Source organism: Micromonospora sp. WMMA1947 (assembly GCF_027497355.1).
In the GTDB taxonomy this organism is placed as follows: domain Bacteria; phylum Actinomycetota; class Actinomycetes; order Mycobacteriales; family Micromonosporaceae; genus Micromonospora.
This window is the reverse complement of record NZ_CP114909.1, coordinates 5,135,542-5,151,274: the sequence shown is the minus strand read 5'-3', so window position 1 is coordinate 5,151,274 and position 15,733 is coordinate 5,135,542. Positions and strand designations below refer to the sequence as shown.

The following is a 15,733-nucleotide window of genomic DNA, read 5'->3' as shown; positions in this document are numbered from 1 at the left end:
GGCAATGGGTTACGGCCGGCAATTGTGCGCCGTCACCCCGGTCTTGCGCCAAGACCGGGGGTGCGCTATATGTTGGTAGTGGCGGGAGAACCCGCCATTCTTTTTGCCCGAACAATTCTCGGGCCGCCTTTTTCGCGTCCCGCCGACGGCCGCCTGCCGGCGCGGCCGGTAGGATGACGGCACCATGTCGAAGGAGCGCCGGCGCAAGGCCGATCCCGCCCGCAGCCTGGCCCTTCTCTGGCGTACCCGGGAGCCGGCCAGCCGTGGCGCCGGTCCCGGTCTGAGCGTCGACCGGATCGTGCGTACCGCCGTCGAGATCGCCGACGCCGAGGGCATCGACGCGCTCACCATGCGCCGGGTCAGTGAGGCGCTGGGCGTCGGCACCATGTCCGTCTACACGTACGTGCCGGGCAAGGCGGAACTCCTGGACGTCATGGTGGACACCGTCCTCGGTGACCTGCCGCGCCCGTCCGACGTGCCGGGTGGCTGGCGCGGCCGGCTGGAGCGCATCGCGCGGGACAATCTCGCGCTCTACCGGGCCCACCCGTGGCTGCTGCGCGCCGAGACCACCCGCCCGGTGCTCGGCCCGAACGTACTGGCCAAGTACGACTACGAACTGCACGCCGTCGCGGACATCGGGCTGGACGACGTGGAGATGGACGCGGTGCTCACGCTCGTGCTGGGGCACGCCAAGAACGCGGCCCGGGTCGCGCTGGACGTGGTCGAGCTGGAGCGGGAGACCGGGATGACCGACGACCAGTGGTGGCAGACGCACGGGCCGTGGCTGGAGAAGTTCATGACCGCCGGCAGCTTCCCGCTCGCCGCGCGGGTCGGTACCGCCGCCGGGATGGCGCACGGCGCGGCGTACGGGCCGGATCACGCCTTCGAGTTCGGTCTGCAGCGGGTGCTCGACGGCATCTCCGTGGTGGTGGCCGATCGTGCCGCCGGTGAGCCGGAGCGCGGGAAGACCTTGTAATCCTACTAGTTAAGTAGGAAACTCTTACCGGGGTCGATGATCCCCCGTCACCCCTCGCCTCCGGCTGCCCTCCGTCGCCCGCGCGTACCCGTAGGAGCCCCTCATGAGCAACGCGCCCACGCCACCCGAACCGCCCACCGCACGCACCTCCCGGCTCGCCCTCAACGAGGACTGGGCCGCCACCGTCCTCGGCCTCGCGCTGCTGCTCCTGGTGCTGGCCGGCGCCATCCCCGCCGGGCTGGTGCCGTGATGGCCGCCACCCCGGAGCCCGCCGTCCGCAGCACCGCCGCCGGGCCGTCCGTGGCCTCCACCGAGGACGCCCCGGCCGCCGCGACCTCGGTGGACCGGCCGGACGGTACGCCGTCGATCGCCCCGCCCCCGGCCGACCTGCGCTCCGGCGCGTTCTGGGGCTGGACCGCACTGGGTCTGCTGGTGGTGCTCGGTCTCGCCGCGCTCACCCGCTACCTGGAACAGAACGTGCCGCTATGGGCCGAGGGCAGCGCGATCGAGGACGTGGCCGGCGCGGTCGAGTACCCGGTCTACGCGATCCTGCTCGGCCTGCTCGGCAACCTCGTCGTCACCGTGTCCGGCCTGCGGGACCGGATCTCCGCCGCGTTCCGTACCGAGTTCTTCATCAAGACCGGCCTGGTGCTGCTCGGCGCCTCGATCAACCTCGCCGTGATCGCGAGCGCCGCCGGTCCCGCCATCGCCCAGGCGCTGCTGCTGATCAGCGGCGTGTTCCTGTTCACCTGGTGGCTGGCCGGGCGGTTCGGCCTGGACGAGAAGCTGCGGGCGCTGCTCGCCTCGGCGGTGTCGATCTGCGGAGTGAGCGCCGCCATCGCTGCCGCCGGCGCGGTGCGGGCACGAAGGGAACAGCTCGCGTACACGGCCAGCCTGGTCATCGCGTTCGCGCTGCCGTCGATCTTCCTGCTGCCCTGGCTGGCCGACGTGCTCGGCCTCTCCGACGCGGTCGCCGGCGCCTGGATCGGCGGCAACATCGACACCACCGCCGCCGTCACCGCCGCCGGCGCGCTCGCCGGTGAGGACGCGCTGCAGATCGCCAGCATCGTCAAGGTCACCCAGAACGCGCTGATGGGCGTGGTAGCGGTCGCCCTCACCGCGTACTTCGCGCTGCGCGTGGAACGCCGCCCGGACTCCCCGCGCCCCGGGCTCGGCGAGCTGTGGCGCCGGTTCCCGAAGTTCGTCCTCGGGTTCGTCGCCGCCTCGGTGATCGCCACCTGGTACCTCGACGCGGCCGGGTCGGACGGCAAGGCCACCATGGCGATCGTCACCGACCTGCGCGTCTGGTTCCTCATCCTGGCGTTCGTCAGCATCGGCCTCGAGGTCCGTGTGTCGTCGCTGCGCGAGGCCGGCTGGCGGCCGGTGACCGTGTTCGGCGCCGCCACCGTGTTCAACCTGGTGCTGGCGCTCGGACTGGCGTCGGTGCTGTTCCACGGCTTCACGGTCTGACCGGTCCCGCCCGTACACCTTGGAGGAACACCGTGACCGAGCCCGCCGACACCCCGGTCGACGCCGACGTCGAGGCGCTGCGGACGCTGCTGCGGCACCAGGCCAGCACCGTCACAGTGGTCACCGCCGCCGGACCGCCCGCGGCCGGGTTCACCGCCACCTCGTTCACGGCGGTGTCGCTGCGACCGCCGATCGTCTCGTTCTGCCTGGACCTGGGCTCGTCGAGCTGGCCGGTGGTGTCCCGGGCCCGGCACGTCGCGGTGCACCTGCTCGGGCACGGCCAGCACGAGGTGGCCCGGACGTTCGCCACCAGCGGGATCGACAGGTTCGCCGGGCCGACCCGCTGGCGGCCCGGCCCGGAAGGGGTGCCGGTCCTCGACGACACACTGGCCTGGCTGCTGTGCCGGGTGGTGGACCGGGTGGTCGTCGGGGACCACGCCGTCGTGCTGGCCGAACCGGAACTGCTGCGGCACGCCGACGTCGGCTCGCCGTTGCTCTACCACAGGGGACGGTACGCCGGCCTGGCCGACACGACCGACCCCGGCGACCGCCGCTCCGCCGCGTGAGCGCCGGCCCGCCGCGACCAGGCGGCGGGCGCTACCGGGGGCCCGGCGTGTCCGGGCTCCCGGCAGCGGCGGCGGCGTAGCGGCGGGCCAGGCGGGCGAACGCCTCCCGCAGCTCCGGCGGCCCGACCACCTCGATGTCGGCGTCGTAGCGGCCGAGCACGGCGGCCAGCCCGGCCCACGACCAGGCGCCGAGCACCAGGCGGCAGCGGTCCGGGCCCAGCTCCTCGACGACTCCGTCGCGGGTCCACCCGGACACCACCCGGGCGGGCAGGTCGAGGATCACCTCGCCCCGGCAGGGCCAGTCGCCCGGCCCGGTGGCGCCCTTGAACCGCCCGGCGACGTACGCGGCCACGTCCCCGCCGGGCAGCTCACGGGGCGTGAACCGGGGGCCGGTGGGCGTACGCGGGCTGATCCGGTCGACCCGGAACGTGCGCCAGTCGTCACGGTCGAGATCCCAGGCGACGAGATACCAGCGCCCGCCCCAGGTGACCAGGTGGTGCGGCTGCACCCGGCGCGGCGGCCGGTCCGGATCCGGCGGCGCGGTGGACACCGACTCGTAGTCGAAGCGCAGCTCCTCGCGGGCGTGGACGGCGGCGCTCAACGTCATCAGCAACGCCGGTTCCACCCGGTGCCGGGCGGGCGTACCGGCGCGTTGCACGTCGACCACCCGCAGCGCGTCGACCCGGTGCCGCAGCCGCGGCGGCATCACCTGCCGCACCGTGGTCAGCGCCCGCGCGGCCGCCTCCTCGATGCCCGTTACGCCGCTGGCCGCGGTCTGCAACGCCACGGTGAGCGCGACGGCCTGCTCGTCGTCGAAGAGCAGCGGCGGCAGCGCGGAGCCGGCGCCCAGCCGGTAGCCGCCGTCCGGGCCCTTGGCGCTCTCGATCGGATAGCCCAGTTCACGCAGCCGGTCGACGTCGCGGCGCACGGTACGCGGGCTGACCCGCAGCCGTTCGGCGAGCAGCGACCCGGGCCAGTCCCGTCGCGCCTGCAACAGGGACAGCAGCGAGAGCAGCCGGGCGGAAGTCTTCGGCACGACACGCATTCTGCCGCGAGAAGAGGACACTTTCTGACCGCTACGCCTGCGAGGGTGGACCCGTACCCGATCAGGACCGGAAGGAACGATGACGATGACCGACACCACGACGACCCCCACCACCACGACCCCCACCACCCTGGACGCCGAGCGGGCCGACTTGCTGGCCGAGCTGGCCGACGCGCGGAACATGCTGATCAACACGGTGCGTGGCCTGACCGACGAGCAGGCCGGGCAGAAGCCGACGGTCAGCGCGCTCTGCCTGGGCGGGCTGATCAAACACGTCGCGTCCACCGAGGAGGCGTGGCTGCGGTTCGTGGTCGAGGGCCCGTCGGCGATGTCCTTCGCCCTGCCCGAGGGCGTCACCTGGGAGGACTTCATGTCCGGCCAGGCCCGCGAGCTGCCGCAGTGGGCGATCGAGCGGGGACGGGACTTCCAGATGCTGCCCGAGGACACGCTGCCGGCCATTCTGGACCGGTACGCCCGCGTCGCCGCCCGTACCGAGGAGATCGTCGCCGGCGTCGAGGACCTGTCGGCGACCTGGCCGGTGCCGGACGCGCCGTGGAACGAGCCGGGCTCGGTGCGCAGCATCCGGCGGGTGCTGATCCACGTCATCGCCGAGACCACCCAGCATGCCGGGCACGCGGACATCCTGCGCGAGAGCATCGACGGCCAGACCACCACCTGAGCCGGCCGTGACAGTTCTCGACCGGCGTGCGCTGAACCGGGCCACGCTCGCCCGGCAACTGCTGCTCGACCGCGCCGACCTGCCGGTGACCGACGCGGTGACGCACCTGTGCGGGTTGCAGGCCCAGGAGCCGCAGGAGCCGTACGTCGGGCTGTGGTCGCGGCTGCGGGCCTTCGACCCGGCGGTCCTGTCGGACCTGCTGGTGCGCCGCCGCCTGGTGCGTACCCATCTGATGCGCCGCACCGTGCACCTGCTCGCGGCCGGCGACGTGCTGGCCTGGCGGTCCCGGCACGACGCGATGCTGCGGCAGCGGGTGCTCGGCGTCTACCGCGGCGAGTTCGACGGGGTCGACCTCGACGAACTCGCCGCGGCGGCCCGGGAGGTCCTGGCCGACGGCGAGCCCCGCACCACCGCCGAGATCGTGGCGGCGCTCGCCGCGCGCTGGCCGGCGACCGACCGGCGGGCGCTCGGCGAGATCGTGCTCGCGCTGGTCCCGGCCGTGCAGGCGCCGCCGCGCGGACTGTGGCGGACCACGGCCGGCGTCCGTACCGTCGCTCTGGCCCGGTGGCTGGGCCACGACACCGACCCGGCCGCGCCGGACGGCGACGACAGGGCCGGGCGGGCGCTGGTGCGGCGCTACCTGGCCGCGTTCGGGCCGGCCGCGTCGGCGGACCTGCGCGCCTGGTGCGGCCTCGCCGGGCTGCCCGCGGCGGTGGCGGCGGTCCGCGACGAGCTGGTGGCCTTCCGGGACGCGCGGGGCCGGACCCTGCTGGACCTGCCGGACGCGCCCCGGCCCGACCCGGACACCCCCGCGCCGGTACGGTTCCTGCCCGCCTTCGACAACGCCGTGCTCGGCTACCACGACCGCAGCCGGATCATCGACGACGCCTACCGCAACCTGTCCGTGGCGGGGGCCCGGTTCGTGCTCGTCGACGGCCGGGTCGCCGCCACCTGGACGGTCGACGCGGGCGTCGTGGTGGTCACGCCGCTGCGTGCGGTCACCCGCGCCGAGCGCGCGGCCGTCACCGCCGAGGGCAGCGCCCTGGCGTCGTTCCTGTCCGAGGGCGACAACCAGGGGGTACGCGCCGCCGCGCGCTGACCGTGGGCTGCCGGTCAGGCGCGCGTCGCGCGGCCCATCCGGGTGACCGCCTCGGTGAGCACGGCGGGGGAGGTGGCGAAGTTGAGCCGCACGAAGCCAGCGCCGCCGGAGCCGAAGACGTGCCCGGAGCTGAGCGCCACCCGGGCCCGGTCGAGGAACATCCGCGCCGGCCCGGCCAGATCGCTCGCCACCCCCGGTCCGTCGCCCGCCTCGGTGGGCACGCCCAGGTCGCGGCAGTCCAGCCAGGCCAGGTACGTGCCCTCCGGCGGCCGCCACGACACCGCCGGCAGGTGCTCGGCCAGCAGCGACCCGAGCAGCGCCCGGTTCGCGTCCAGGCCGTCGAGCAGCCGGTCCAGCCACGGCCCGCCGGCCCGGAACGCGGCCGTGTGCGCGAGCACCCCGAGGTGGCTGGGGCCGTGGCTGACCTCCTCCGGCATCCGGGCCAGGTCGTCCGCCGCGTCCGGCCCGGCGACCGCCAGCGCCGCCTTGAGCCCGGCCAGGTTCCACGCCTTCGACGCCGACAGCAGCGCGAACGCGTTCTCCGCACCCGGCACCGTCAGGTACGGGGTGAACCGCGCTCCGGGCAGCGCCAGCGGCGAGTGGATCTCGTCGGACACCACCCGGACGCCGTGCCGGGCGGCCAGCTCGGCTACGGTGGCCAGCTCGTCGGGGCGGTGCACCACACCGGTCGGGTTGTGCGGGTTGCAGAGCAGGAACGCCGGCCGGTCGCCGATCGCGCGGGCGCGCCGGAACGCCTCCTCCAGCGCGGCCGGGTCGAGCCGCAGGTCCGTCCCGAGCGGCGCCTCGAGCACCTGCCGTCCGGCGTTGGCGACGAACGCGTAGAACGGCGGGTAGACCGGGGGAGTGACCACCACCGCGTCACCCGGGCCGGTGACCAGGCGCAGCACCTCGACCGTACCCATCATCACGTCCGGCACCAGCGTGGCCCGGCCGACCGGGAAGTCGGCCCAGCCCCACCGCTGCGCGGCGAACCCGCCGACCGCCTCGGCGTACGCGGTGCCGTACGAGTAGCCGGTGTCGCCCAGCTCGACCGCCCGGCGCAGCGCCTCGGCCACCGGCGGCGCCAGCGGCACGTCCTGCTCGGCGACCCACAGCGGCAGCACGTCCGGCGGGTACAGCCGCCACTTCACGCTGGTGCGCTGCCGGAGCTGGTCGAGCGTGAGCCGGGTGAGCGGGTTGCCGTCGTCGGCGGAAACGACCATGCGCCCCACACTAGGTTCCTCCTACGATCGCCCGATGACCCACCCGGCGTACCCGGTGCGCACGTCCCGGCTGCTGCTGCGCCCGGTCACCCTCGACGACCTCGACGACGTGCACGCCTGGCAGCGCCGCCCGGACGTGGTCCGCTGGATGGCGGGCGCCGCGCCGCGTACCCGGGCGGAGTCCCTGGCGTCGGTGACCGCGATGGCCGGCGAGGACGCGCTGCGCGCGGAGGGCGACTGCCTGACGCTCGCCGTGGTGCGCGACGGGCGGGTGATCGGTGCGGTCGAGCTGGTCTGGCGCAGCGCGACGGACCGCACCGCCGAGCTGGGGTACGTCTTCCACCCCGACCACGGCGGCCGCGGGCTGGCCACGGAGGCGGCCGGGGCGCTGCTGGACTGGGGTTTCGGGGAGTTCGGGCTGCACCGGGTGGTGGCCCGCTGCCACGCGGACAACGAGCCGTCGGCGCGCCTGATGGCCCGGCTCGGGATGCGGCGGGAGGCGCGGCACGTGCGCAGCTACCGGTTCCGGGACGGCTGGGCCGACCAGCTCGTCCACGCGATCCTGGCCGACGAGTGGCGCCGCGGCTGAGCCGCGGGATCAGGAGACGGCGACCGGGTCGCCGACGCGGATCTCGCCGGTGCTCAGCGGCACGAGGCGGACGCCGAACCACGTCTTCCCGTCGTGGCGCCGGTGCCGGGACAGCGTGCGGATCGGTTCCTTCCCGCTGGTGAGCGTCTCCGGGTCGATGAGCGTCACCGAGCAGCGGTCGCAGCGTTCGGAGAACCGGAAGTCGACGGTGCCGATGCGCACCCGCGTCCAGCCGTCCTCGGCGAACGGTGCGAACGGCCCGTCCAGCACCACCGTCGGCCGGAACCGGGCCATCGCCAGCGGCTCCGGCGCGGGCTCGCCGCGTTCCAGCGCGCCCTCGACGATCCAGTCCCGCAGCCGCCGCAGCGACGGCGCCGTGGCGACAAGCAGCGGCCCGGCGTCGGAGAGGTTCAGCGGATCACCGGGCCGGCCGCCGTGTTCGGGCGACATCGGCCGGCGGCGCGGATCGTCCAGCCAGGCCAGCCGTACGGGCCGGCCCAGCCGGGCGGAGAGCCAGTCGTGGGCCTCGTCGGCGGCGAGCCGGACCGTGTCCAGCCGCGACACGTCGGTCGGGACGGCCGGCCCGTCGACCGGTTCGGCGACTGCCAGCGTCGAGCCGTCGCGGGCGGTGAGCGTGATCGACCCGGGGCCGGGCGCGGCGGTCAGGCCGAGCAGCGCCGGCAGGGCGGTCGAGCCCACTTTGCCGCCGTCGGGGCGCAGCACCACCCAGCGGCGGTCGTGACGCAACCCCCACGGCTGCACGTCGGCCCGGTCGACGTCGACGCCGCCGAGGGACTTGACCGGGTACAGGTGGATCGAGGCGAGCCGCATCACCACTCCCTCAGCCGATCTTGGGGGTGGCGCGGTCGATGATCGCGGCCAGGTCCAGCCCGCCCGGCAGCGTCCCGTACGCCTGCCCGTGGTCGCCGTCCAGCCGGGACGCGCAGAACGCGTCCGCGACCGCCGGGTGGCCGTGGCGCACCAGCAGCGCGCCCTGCAGCACCAGCGCCAGCCGCTCGACCACCCGCCGGGCACGCAGCTCCAGGTCGGTGTGGTCGGCCAGTTCGTCGCGCACCCGGCGCACCGCGGTGTCCAGCCGGGCGTCCGCCCCGGCCGCGGCGGCCACCTCCGCCTCGTACGCGGCGAGCACCTGCGGTTCCCGGGTGAGCGCGCGCAGCACGTCCAGCGCGGCGACGTTGCCGGAGCCCTCCCAGATCGAGTTCAGCGGCGACTCGCGGAACAGCCGCGGCATGCCGGACTCCTCCACGTAGCCGTTGCCGCCCAGGCACTCCAGCGCCTCGGCGGCGTGTCCCGGCCAGCGCTTGCACACCCAGTACTTGCCGACGGCGAGCGCGAGGCGCTTGAACGCGGTCTCGCCGTCGTCGCCGCGCGCCGACCGGTCGGTCGCGCCCGCCAGCCGGACCATCAGGACGGTGGCCGCTTCGGACTCGACCGCCAGGTCGGCCAGCACGTTGCGCATCAACGGCTGGTCGGCCAGGTAGGCGCCGAACGCCCGCCGGTGCGTGGCGTGGTGCACGGCGGTGGTCACGCCGTGGCGCATCCCGGCCGCCGCGCCGATCACGCAGTCGAGCCGGGTCAGGTTGACCATGTCGATGATGGTGCGCACGCCCCGGCCCTCGTCGCCGACGCGCCACGCCACCGCGTGCTCGTACTCGACCTCGGCGGAGGCGTTGGAACGGTTGCCGAGCTTGTCCTTGAGCCGCATGAGCCGCATCGGGTTGCGGGTGCCGTCGGGCAGCACGCGGGGGACCAGGAAGCAGGTGAGGCCGCCGGGCGCCTGGGCGAGCGTGAGGAACAGGTCGCACATGGGCGCGGAGGTGAACCACTTGTGCCCGACGAGCCGGTAGCTGCCGTCCGGCTCGGGGTGGGCGGTGGTGGTGTTGGCGCGTACGTCCGAGCCGCCCTGCTTCTCGGTCATCGACATGCCGGCGAGCAGGCCGCGCTTGGTCTGCGGCGGGCGCAGACCGAAGTCGTACTCGCGGGTGGTGAGCAGCGGCTCGAAGCGGGCGGCCAGGTCCGGGCTGTGCCGCAGCGCGGGCACCGCCGCGTAGGTCATCGAGATCGGGCAGCCGTGCCCGGCGTCGGGCCGCCACAGGTAGAAGCCGGCCGCGCGGGCGACGTGCGCGCCGGGCCGGTCGTCGGCCCACGGCGCGGCGTGCAGGCCGTGCCCGACAGCGGTACGCATCAGCTCGTGCCAGGACGGATGGAACTCCACCTCGTCGATCCGGTGGCCGTACCGGTCGTGGGTGCGCAGCACCGGCGGGTGCTCGTTGGCGAGCCGCCCGTGTTCGGCCGCCTCCTCGCCGCCGGCGAGCCGGCCCAGCTCGCGCAGCCCGGGCAGCGCCCAGCCGGCGCCCTCGCGGTCCACGCCGTCGCGCAGCGCCGGATCGTCGGCGGTGTCGTGGCCGACCATCGGGGGAACCTGGTTGACGACATCGTGTGTGGTCACGGCGGCAACTCCCAGCGGCGGTGGCGGATCGGGTCGGGGCCCGGATTGAACCACCGTTCACTCCGCACCGGCAACACCCCGTCGACCAGTCAGTTTGGCTGGATTCGTTTGACATCATCCGGCTCGGAGATAAGACTCGCCGAAACTTTCTTTTGTCCGGGAAGTGGCAAGGGGGGCCTGTGTCCAGGAACAAGCTCGGCGTGTTCGGCGCCGCACTCACCCTCACCATCGGTGTCCTGTCCGGATGCACCGGCGGCGAGGCGGTCGACGTCGGCGGCGGGGGGAACGCCGGCGGCTCCGGCGGAGTCCTCAACGCCGCGATCGGCGGCGAACCCGACCAGCTCGACCCGCACAAGACCTCCGCCTACTACAGCTTCCAGGTGCTGGAGAACGTCTACGACACACTCGTCGAGCCGGACGCCGACCTGAAGATGGTGCCCTCGCTGGCGACGAAGTGGACCACCAGCGACGACCAGCTCACCTGGACGTTCACGCTGCGCGAGGGCGTCACGTTCTCCGACGGGTCGCCGCTGACCTCCGAGGACGTCGTCTACTCGTTCGAGCGGATCATCAAGGAGAAGCTGAACAACGCGTACAAGTTCGCCACCGTCAAGTCGGTCACCGGGCCGGATCCGACGACGGTGGTGGTGACGCTGAGCGCGCCCACCCCGAACCTGCTCGCGAACCTCGGCGGGTTCAAGGGCGTGGCGATCGTGGAGAAGTCCAACGTGGAGTCCGGCAAGGTGAAGACCGCGCCGGTCGGCAGCGGCCCGTTCACGGTGGCCGGCTACACCTCCGGCGACAGCATCAAGCTGGTGCGCAACGACGCCTACTGGGGTGAGAAGCCGAAGCTCGACGGCGTCACGTTCACCTTCGTCAAGGACCCGACGGTGGCGCTGCAGAACCTGCGCAGCGGCCAGGTCCAGTGGACCGACAACCTGCCGCCCCAGCAGGTGAAGTCGTTGCAGGACGGCGACGACCCGGTGGTGAGGTCGGCGGCGTCCACCGACTACTGGTACGTGGCGCTCAACGAGGCCCGCAAGCCGTTCGACAACCCCGAGGTGCGGCGCGCGATCGGGTACGCGCTGGACCGCGAGGCGATCACCAAGGCGGCCAAGTTCGGCCTGGCCACCGTCAACCAGACCGCCATCCCGAAGGACAGCGCGTTCTACTACGACTACGCGCCCTACAGCCACGACCCGGGCAAGGCGAAGCAGATGCTCGGCCAGGCCGGCGTGGGCAACCTGACCATGGACCTGATGGTCACCAGCGAGTACCCGGAGACGGTCACCGCCGCGCAGGTCATCGCCGCGCAGCTCAAAGACGTCGGCATCACCGTGAAGATCCGTACGCTGGACTTCGCCCAGTGGCTCGACGAGCAGGCCAAGGGCAACTTCGACGGGTTCATGCTCGGCTGGCTCGGCAACATCGACCCGGACGAGTTCTACTACGCCCAGCACCACAGCGGCGGCACCTTCAACTTCCACAAGTACAAGAACCCGGCGGTCGACAAGCTGCTGGACGACGCGCGCACCCAGACCGACCAGGGCGCCCGCAAGCAGGCGTACGAGCAGGCGGCGAAGCAGATCGTCGACGACGCCAGCTACCTCTACCTCTACAACCCCGACGTCGTGCAGGGCTGGTCGAAGAAGGTCTCCGGCTACGAGGTGCGCACCGACCGGGCGATCCGGTTCCGGTCGGTCGCCCTGGCGAAGTGATGGCCCGCTTCGTCCTGCGGCGGGTACTCCAGTCGGCGGTCGTCCTGCTCGGCGTGACACTCGTGGTGTTCCTGCTGCTGCAACTGGTGCCGGGCGACCCGGTCCGGGTGGCGCTCGGCACCCGGTTCGACCCGCAGACGTACGACGCGCTGCGCGAACGCGCCGGCCTCGACCAGCCGCTGCCGGTGCAGTACGCCAGCTACCTGGGGCACGCGCTCACCGGTGACCTGGGGGTCAGCTTCCGCACCGGTCAGCCGGTGAGCGCGATCGTGCTGGAACGGCTGCCCGCCACGCTGTCGCTCGCGGTCACCGCCGTGGTGTTCGCGCTGCTGGTGGCGTTCCCGCTGGGCATCGTCGCGGCGGTCCGCAGCGGCTCCGCCATCGACCACGCCGCCCGCGTGTTCAGCCAGTTCGGCGTCTCGGTGCCGGACTTCTGGATGGGCATCATGGGCATCCTGCTGTTCGCCGGGGTGCTCGGCTGGCTGCCGCCCTCGGGCTACGTGGCGCTGACCGACGACCCCGGCCGGTGGGCCACCCACGTGGCGCTGCCGGCGGTCACCGTCGGCCTGGTCACCGCGTCGATCCTCACCCGGTTCATCCGCTCCTCGGTGCTGGAGGTGCTCTCCGCCGACTACGTGCGGACCGCCGAGGCGAAGGGGCTGCGCAACCGGGTGGTGATCCTGCGGCACGTGCTGCGCAACGCGCTCATCCCGGTCGTCACGGTGGTCGCGGTGCAGCTCGCGAGCCTGCTCGGCGGCGTCATCGTCATCGAGGTGCTGTTCGCCTGGCCCGGCATCGGCCGGCTCACCTTCGACGCCGTCCAGGCCCGCGACTATCCCGTCCTGCAGGGCGCGGTGCTGCTGGTGGCCGCCCTGTTCCTGCTGGTCAACCTGCTGGTGGACATCCTCTACGCCCGCCTCGACCCGAGGATCACGGTCAAGTGAGCGCCACGACCGAGAGCACCGCACGCCGCGTCCTGGACGCGCTGCGCCGCGACCCGCTCGCCGTCGGCGGCACGCTCGTGCTCGTGCTGCTGGTCGTGGTCGGGGTGGCCGGCCCGTGGCTGGCCCCGGCCGGCGTCAACGACGTCGACGTGGACCAGATGCTGCGCCCGCCCAGCGGCGCACACCCGTTCGGCACCGACGAGCTGGGCCGCGACGTGCTCAGCCGGGTGCTCGTCGCCGCCCGCGTGTCGCTTCAGGTCGGGGCGGTCAGCGTCGGCATCGCACTGGTCGCGGGCGTGACGCTCGGGCTGTTCGCCGGCTACTACCGGGGCTGGCTGGACAGCGTGCTCATGCGCTGCATGGACGTGTTGTTCGCGTTCCCGGTGCTGCTGCTGGCGGTCGCCATCGTGGCGGTGCTCGGCCCCGGCCTGCTCACCGCCATGGTCGCCATCGGCGTGGTCTACACACCCATCTTCGCCCGGATCACCCGCGCCGGCGTGCTCTCCGTACGCGAGCAGGTGTTCGTCCGGGCCGCCGTCTCCATCGGCGCGTCCGACCTGCGCATCATGCGCCGGCACGTGCTGCCGAACATCGCCGCCCCGCTGATCGTGCAGACGTCGCTGTCGCTGGCGTTCGCGATCCTCTCCGAGGCCGCCCTGTCCTTCCTCGGCCTCGGCATCCAGCCGCCCGCGCCGGCCTGGGGCCGGATGCTGTTCGACGGGCGCGGCTTCGTCACCGACGCGTGGTGGCTGGGCGTGTTCCCGGGCGCGGCGATCTTCCTCACCGTGCTGGCGTTCAACCTGGTCGGCGACGCGTTGCGTGACGTGCTCGACCCGCGCCAGCTCACCCTGGGCGAGGCCCGCAGGAGCACCCCATGACCGAGCGCACCGAACCCACCGAGCGCACCGAACGCATGCCGAGCCGGCGTCAGCGGCCGAGCACCGACTCGACGGTGCTGTCCGTGGACGACCTCACCGTGACCGTCGGCACCCGCCGTGGCCCGGTCCGTGCCGTCGCCGGGGTGTCCTGGCAGGTGCGGCCGGGGGAGACGTTCGCGCTGGTCGGCGAGTCCGGCAGCGGCAAGAGCATGACCCTGCTCGCCGCCACCGGCCTGGCCCCGCGCGCCGCCACGGTCACCGGCCGGGTGCGGCTGCTCGACACGGAGCTGACCGCGTTGCCCGACGACCGCCGCCGCAAGGTTCGCGGCCGGCACGTCGGCTTCGTCTTCCAGGATCCGATGACCTCGCTCAACCCGGTGCTGCCGGTGGGGCGGCAGGTCACCGAGGCGGCCGAGGAACACCTCGGCCTGACCCGCCGCGCCGCCCGCGACCGGGCGGTGGAGCTGCTGGAACTGGTCGGCATCCCGTCGGCCGCGCGGCGCGTCGACGCGTACCCGCACCAGTTCTCCGGCGGCATGCGCCAGCGTGTCGCCATCGCCATGGCGCTCGCCTGCGAGCCGGACCTGCTGATCGCCGACGAGCCGACCACCGCGCTCGACGTCACCACCCAGGCGCAGATCATCGAACTGGTCGCCGACCTGCAGGCACGGCTGGGCACCGCCGTCGTCTGGGTCACCCACGACCTGGGCGTCGTCGCGGGCATCGCCGACACCGTGGCGGTCATGTACGGGGGACGGATCGTCGAGCAGGGCCCCGTCGACGCGGTGTTCGACACGCCCACCCATCCGTACACCCGGGCGTTGCTGGCGGCCCGGCCGGACCCGTCGCGGCGCGGCGAGGACCTGGTCGCCATCCCCGGCTCGCCGCCGAGCCCGCTGGACCTGCCGCCCGGCTGCGCGTTCTGGCCGCGCTGCCCGGTCCGCGCCGATCCCCGCTGCGAGCACGAGCTGCCCCCGCTGACGCCGGTCGGCGACGGGCACACGGTCCGTACCTTCTACCGTGGAGAGGCCGGATGAGCGCCGACACCCCGGACCTGGTCGCCGAGCTGGACGACCTGAAGGTGCACTTCCCGACGCCGGCCGGAACGGTCCGCGCGGTCGACGGCGTCAGCCTCGCCGTACGCCGGGGCGAGACGCTGGGGCTCGTCGGCGAGTCGGGCAGCGGCAAGTCCACCGCGGGTCTGGCGCTGCTGCGGCTCGTCGACCCGACCGGCGGCCGGGTCCGGGTCGCGGGCGCGGACGTGACCCGCTGGTCGCGCCGCCGCCTGCGCGCGACGCGCCGCCACGTGGCGATGGTCTTCCAGGATCCGCAGGCGTCCCTCGACCCCCGCCGTACGGTCGGCGACAGCATCGCCGAACCGCTCGTCGTGCACCGGCTCGCCACGTCCGCCGCCGCCCGGCGGGCCCGGGTCGCCGAGCTGCTGGACCTGGTCGGCCTGCGCGCCGACACCGCCGGCCGGTATCCGCACGAGCTGTCCGGCGGCCAGCGCCAGCGGGTCGGCGTGGCCCGGGCGCTGGCCGGCGAGCCGGACCTGATCGTCCTGGACGAGCCGATCGCCTCGCTCGACCTGAGCGTCCAGGCGCAGATCATGAACCTGCTCCGGCACCTGCAACGCGACCTCGGGCTCACCTACCTGTTCATCGCGCACGACCTGGCCGCCGTCGAGCACATGAGCGACCGGATCGCGGTGATGTACCTGGGCCGCATCGTCGAGACCGGCCCACCGGAGCGGATCTACCGGCGCCCGGCGCACCCCTACACGGCAGCGCTGCTGTCCGCGGTGCCGGTGGCCGACCCCCGCGTCGAGCGGGAGCGCCGCCGGATCGTGCTGACCGGCGACATCCCCAGCCCGGTGGACCCGCCGAGCGGTTGCCGCTTCCGTACCCGATGCCCCCAGGCCCGCCCCGCGTGCGCCGAGACCGACCCGGCGCTGGCCGAGGTCGGTCCGGGCCACGAGGCCGCGTGCCTGTTCCCGCTCGACGCCGAGCGCGACGGCGGTGCGGGCGCGGGCGGCGCGACGGAACGCGCCGACGTCGCCGGCACGCCGTAGGCTGC

At 73.7% G+C, this 15,733-nt stretch carries 16 protein-coding genes; 12 read left to right on the top strand and 4 right to left on the bottom strand.

Features of this window, described 5'->3' with window-relative positions:
* Positions 1 to 184 precede the first annotated feature (184 nt).
* The 4 genes from O7604_RS24345 to O7604_RS24330 all read left to right on the top strand — a co-directional run bounded on the left by O7604_RS24345 (position 185) and on the right by O7604_RS24330 (position 3,012).
* Entirely contained in the window at positions 185 to 976 is a 792-nt protein-coding gene (locus O7604_RS24345; protein ID WP_269706301.1) for a TetR/AcrR family transcriptional regulator, read from the top strand.
* Between the two features lie 103 nt (positions 977 to 1,079).
* On the top strand, positions 1,080 to 1,226 hold the full coding sequence (locus O7604_RS24340) for a hypothetical protein (protein ID WP_269706300.1): 147 nt from the start codon (positions 1,080 to 1,082) through the stop codon (positions 1,224 to 1,226).
* Complete coding sequence (locus tag O7604_RS24335) at positions 1,226 to 2,446, top strand: putative sulfate exporter family transporter (RefSeq protein ID WP_281577894.1); 1,221 nt, start codon at positions 1,226 to 1,228, stop codon at positions 2,444 to 2,446. Before O7604_RS24340 ends, O7604_RS24335 begins: the two co-directional genes overlap by 1 nt.
* 32 nt (positions 2,447 to 2,478) lie before the next feature.
* The gene (locus tag O7604_RS24330; RefSeq protein ID WP_281577893.1) at positions 2,479 to 3,012 is read left to right on the top strand and encodes a flavin reductase family protein; all 534 of its coding nucleotides are present in this window, start codon (positions 2,479 to 2,481) and stop codon (positions 3,010 to 3,012) included.
* Positions 3,013 to 3,043: 31 nt separating this feature from the next.
* Here O7604_RS24330 and O7604_RS24325 read toward each other — a convergent pair whose 3' ends face one another.
* Entirely contained in the window at positions 3,044 to 4,057 is a 1,014-nt protein-coding gene (locus O7604_RS24325; RefSeq protein ID WP_281577892.1) for a WYL domain-containing protein, read from the bottom strand.
* Between the two features lie 85 nt (positions 4,058 to 4,142).
* Between O7604_RS24325 and O7604_RS24320 the strand changes: the two genes are divergently transcribed.
* Both O7604_RS24320 and O7604_RS24315 read left to right on the top strand, forming a co-directional pair.
* Positions 4,143 to 4,736: a DinB family protein gene (locus O7604_RS24320; RefSeq protein WP_269706294.1), complete on the top strand. Its 594-nt coding sequence runs from the start codon at positions 4,143 to 4,145 to the stop codon at positions 4,734 to 4,736.
* Positions 4,737 to 4,743: 7 nt separating this feature from the next.
* The gene (locus tag O7604_RS24315; protein ID WP_281577891.1) at positions 4,744 to 5,835 is read left to right on the top strand and encodes a winged helix DNA-binding domain-containing protein; all 1,092 of its coding nucleotides are present in this window, start codon (positions 4,744 to 4,746) and stop codon (positions 5,833 to 5,835) included.
* Between the two features lie 14 nt (positions 5,836 to 5,849).
* Here O7604_RS24315 and O7604_RS24310 read toward each other — a convergent pair whose 3' ends face one another.
* The gene (locus tag O7604_RS24310) at positions 5,850 to 7,058 is read right to left on the bottom strand and encodes a MalY/PatB family protein (protein WP_281577890.1); all 1,209 of its coding nucleotides are present in this window, start codon (positions 7,056 to 7,058) and stop codon (positions 5,850 to 5,852) included.
* Positions 7,059 to 7,092: 34 nt separating this feature from the next.
* Here O7604_RS24310 and O7604_RS24305 point away from each other — a divergent pair, with 34 nt between their 5' ends.
* Positions 7,093 to 7,647, top strand: coding sequence for a GNAT family N-acetyltransferase (locus tag O7604_RS24305; RefSeq protein ID WP_281577889.1), 555 nt, complete (start codon positions 7,093 to 7,095; stop codon positions 7,645 to 7,647).
* A 9-nt stretch (positions 7,648 to 7,656) separates the two neighbouring features.
* Here the strand turns inward: O7604_RS24305 and O7604_RS24300 are convergent, their stop codons facing one another.
* Complete coding sequence (locus O7604_RS24300; RefSeq protein WP_281577888.1) at positions 7,657 to 8,478, bottom strand: MOSC N-terminal beta barrel domain-containing protein; 822 nt, start codon at positions 8,476 to 8,478, stop codon at positions 7,657 to 7,659.
* 10 nt (positions 8,479 to 8,488) lie between these two features.
* Positions 8,489 to 10,117: an acyl-CoA dehydrogenase family protein gene (locus O7604_RS24295; RefSeq protein WP_281577887.1), complete on the bottom strand. Its 1,629-nt coding sequence runs from the start codon at positions 10,115 to 10,117 to the stop codon at positions 8,489 to 8,491.
* Positions 10,118 to 10,296: 179 nt separating this feature from the next.
* Here O7604_RS24295 and O7604_RS24290 point away from each other — a divergent pair, with 179 nt between their 5' ends.
* Genes O7604_RS24290 through O7604_RS24270 form a run of 5 tightly spaced genes read left to right on the top strand, consistent with a single transcriptional unit; the run spans position 10,297 to position 15,728 of the window.
* Entirely contained in the window at positions 10,297 to 11,835 is a 1,539-nt protein-coding gene (locus O7604_RS24290) for an ABC transporter substrate-binding protein (protein ID WP_281577886.1), read from the top strand.
* Positions 11,835 to 12,779, top strand: coding sequence for an ABC transporter permease (locus O7604_RS24285; protein ID WP_269706282.1), 945 nt, complete (start codon positions 11,835 to 11,837; stop codon positions 12,777 to 12,779). Before O7604_RS24290 ends, O7604_RS24285 begins: the two co-directional genes overlap by 1 nt.
* Positions 12,776 to 13,657, top strand: a complete 882-nt coding sequence (locus O7604_RS24280) for an ABC transporter permease (protein WP_269706280.1) — start codon at positions 12,776 to 12,778, stop codon at positions 13,655 to 13,657. Before O7604_RS24285 ends, O7604_RS24280 begins: the two co-directional genes overlap by 4 nt.
* A 35-nt stretch (positions 13,658 to 13,692) precedes the next feature.
* Positions 13,693 to 14,694, top strand: a complete 1,002-nt coding sequence (locus O7604_RS24275; RefSeq protein WP_269707089.1) for an ABC transporter ATP-binding protein — start codon at positions 13,693 to 13,695, stop codon at positions 14,692 to 14,694.
* Positions 14,691 to 15,728 (top strand): ABC transporter ATP-binding protein, encoded by a 1,038-nt coding sequence (locus tag O7604_RS24270; RefSeq protein WP_269706279.1) that lies wholly within the window; start codon positions 14,691 to 14,693, stop codon positions 15,726 to 15,728. The genes O7604_RS24275 and O7604_RS24270 overlap by 4 nt, the downstream gene beginning before the upstream one ends.
* Positions 15,729 to 15,733: the final 5 nt, after the last annotated feature.

What these genes read in the sequence shown, in the direction of transcription:
- O7604_RS24345 (WP_269706301.1), top strand. Translation starts at nt 185, where the DNA reads ATGTCGAAGGAGCGCCGGCGCAAGGCCGATCCCGCCCGCAGCCTGGCC.
- O7604_RS24340 (WP_269706300.1), top strand. Translation starts at nt 1,080, where the DNA reads ATGAGCAACGCGCCCACGCCACCCGAACCGCCCACCGCACGCACCTCC.
- O7604_RS24335 (WP_281577894.1), top strand. Translation starts at nt 1,226, where the DNA reads ATGGCCGCCACCCCGGAGCCCGCCGTCCGCAGCACCGCCGCCGGGCCG.
- O7604_RS24325 (WP_281577892.1), bottom strand. Translation starts at nt 4,057, where the DNA reads ATGCGTGTCGTGCCGAAGACTTCCGCCCGGCTGCTCTCGCTGCTGTCC.
- O7604_RS24320 (WP_269706294.1), top strand. Translation starts at nt 4,143, where the DNA reads ATGACCGACACCACGACGACCCCCACCACCACGACCCCCACCACCCTG.
- O7604_RS24310 (WP_281577890.1), bottom strand. Translation starts at nt 7,058, where the DNA reads ATGGTCGTTTCCGCCGACGACGGCAACCCGCTCACCCGGCTCACGCTC.
- O7604_RS24305 (WP_281577889.1), top strand. Translation starts at nt 7,093, where the DNA reads ATGACCCACCCGGCGTACCCGGTGCGCACGTCCCGGCTGCTGCTGCGC.
- O7604_RS24300 (WP_281577888.1), bottom strand. Translation starts at nt 8,478, where the DNA reads ATGCGGCTCGCCTCGATCCACCTGTACCCGGTCAAGTCCCTCGGCGGC.
- O7604_RS24285 (WP_269706282.1), top strand. Translation starts at nt 11,835, where the DNA reads ATGGCCCGCTTCGTCCTGCGGCGGGTACTCCAGTCGGCGGTCGTCCTG.
- O7604_RS24275 (WP_269707089.1), top strand. Translation starts at nt 13,693, where the DNA reads ATGCCGAGCCGGCGTCAGCGGCCGAGCACCGACTCGACGGTGCTGTCC.
- O7604_RS24270 (WP_269706279.1), top strand. Translation starts at nt 14,691, where the DNA reads ATGAGCGCCGACACCCCGGACCTGGTCGCCGAGCTGGACGACCTGAAG.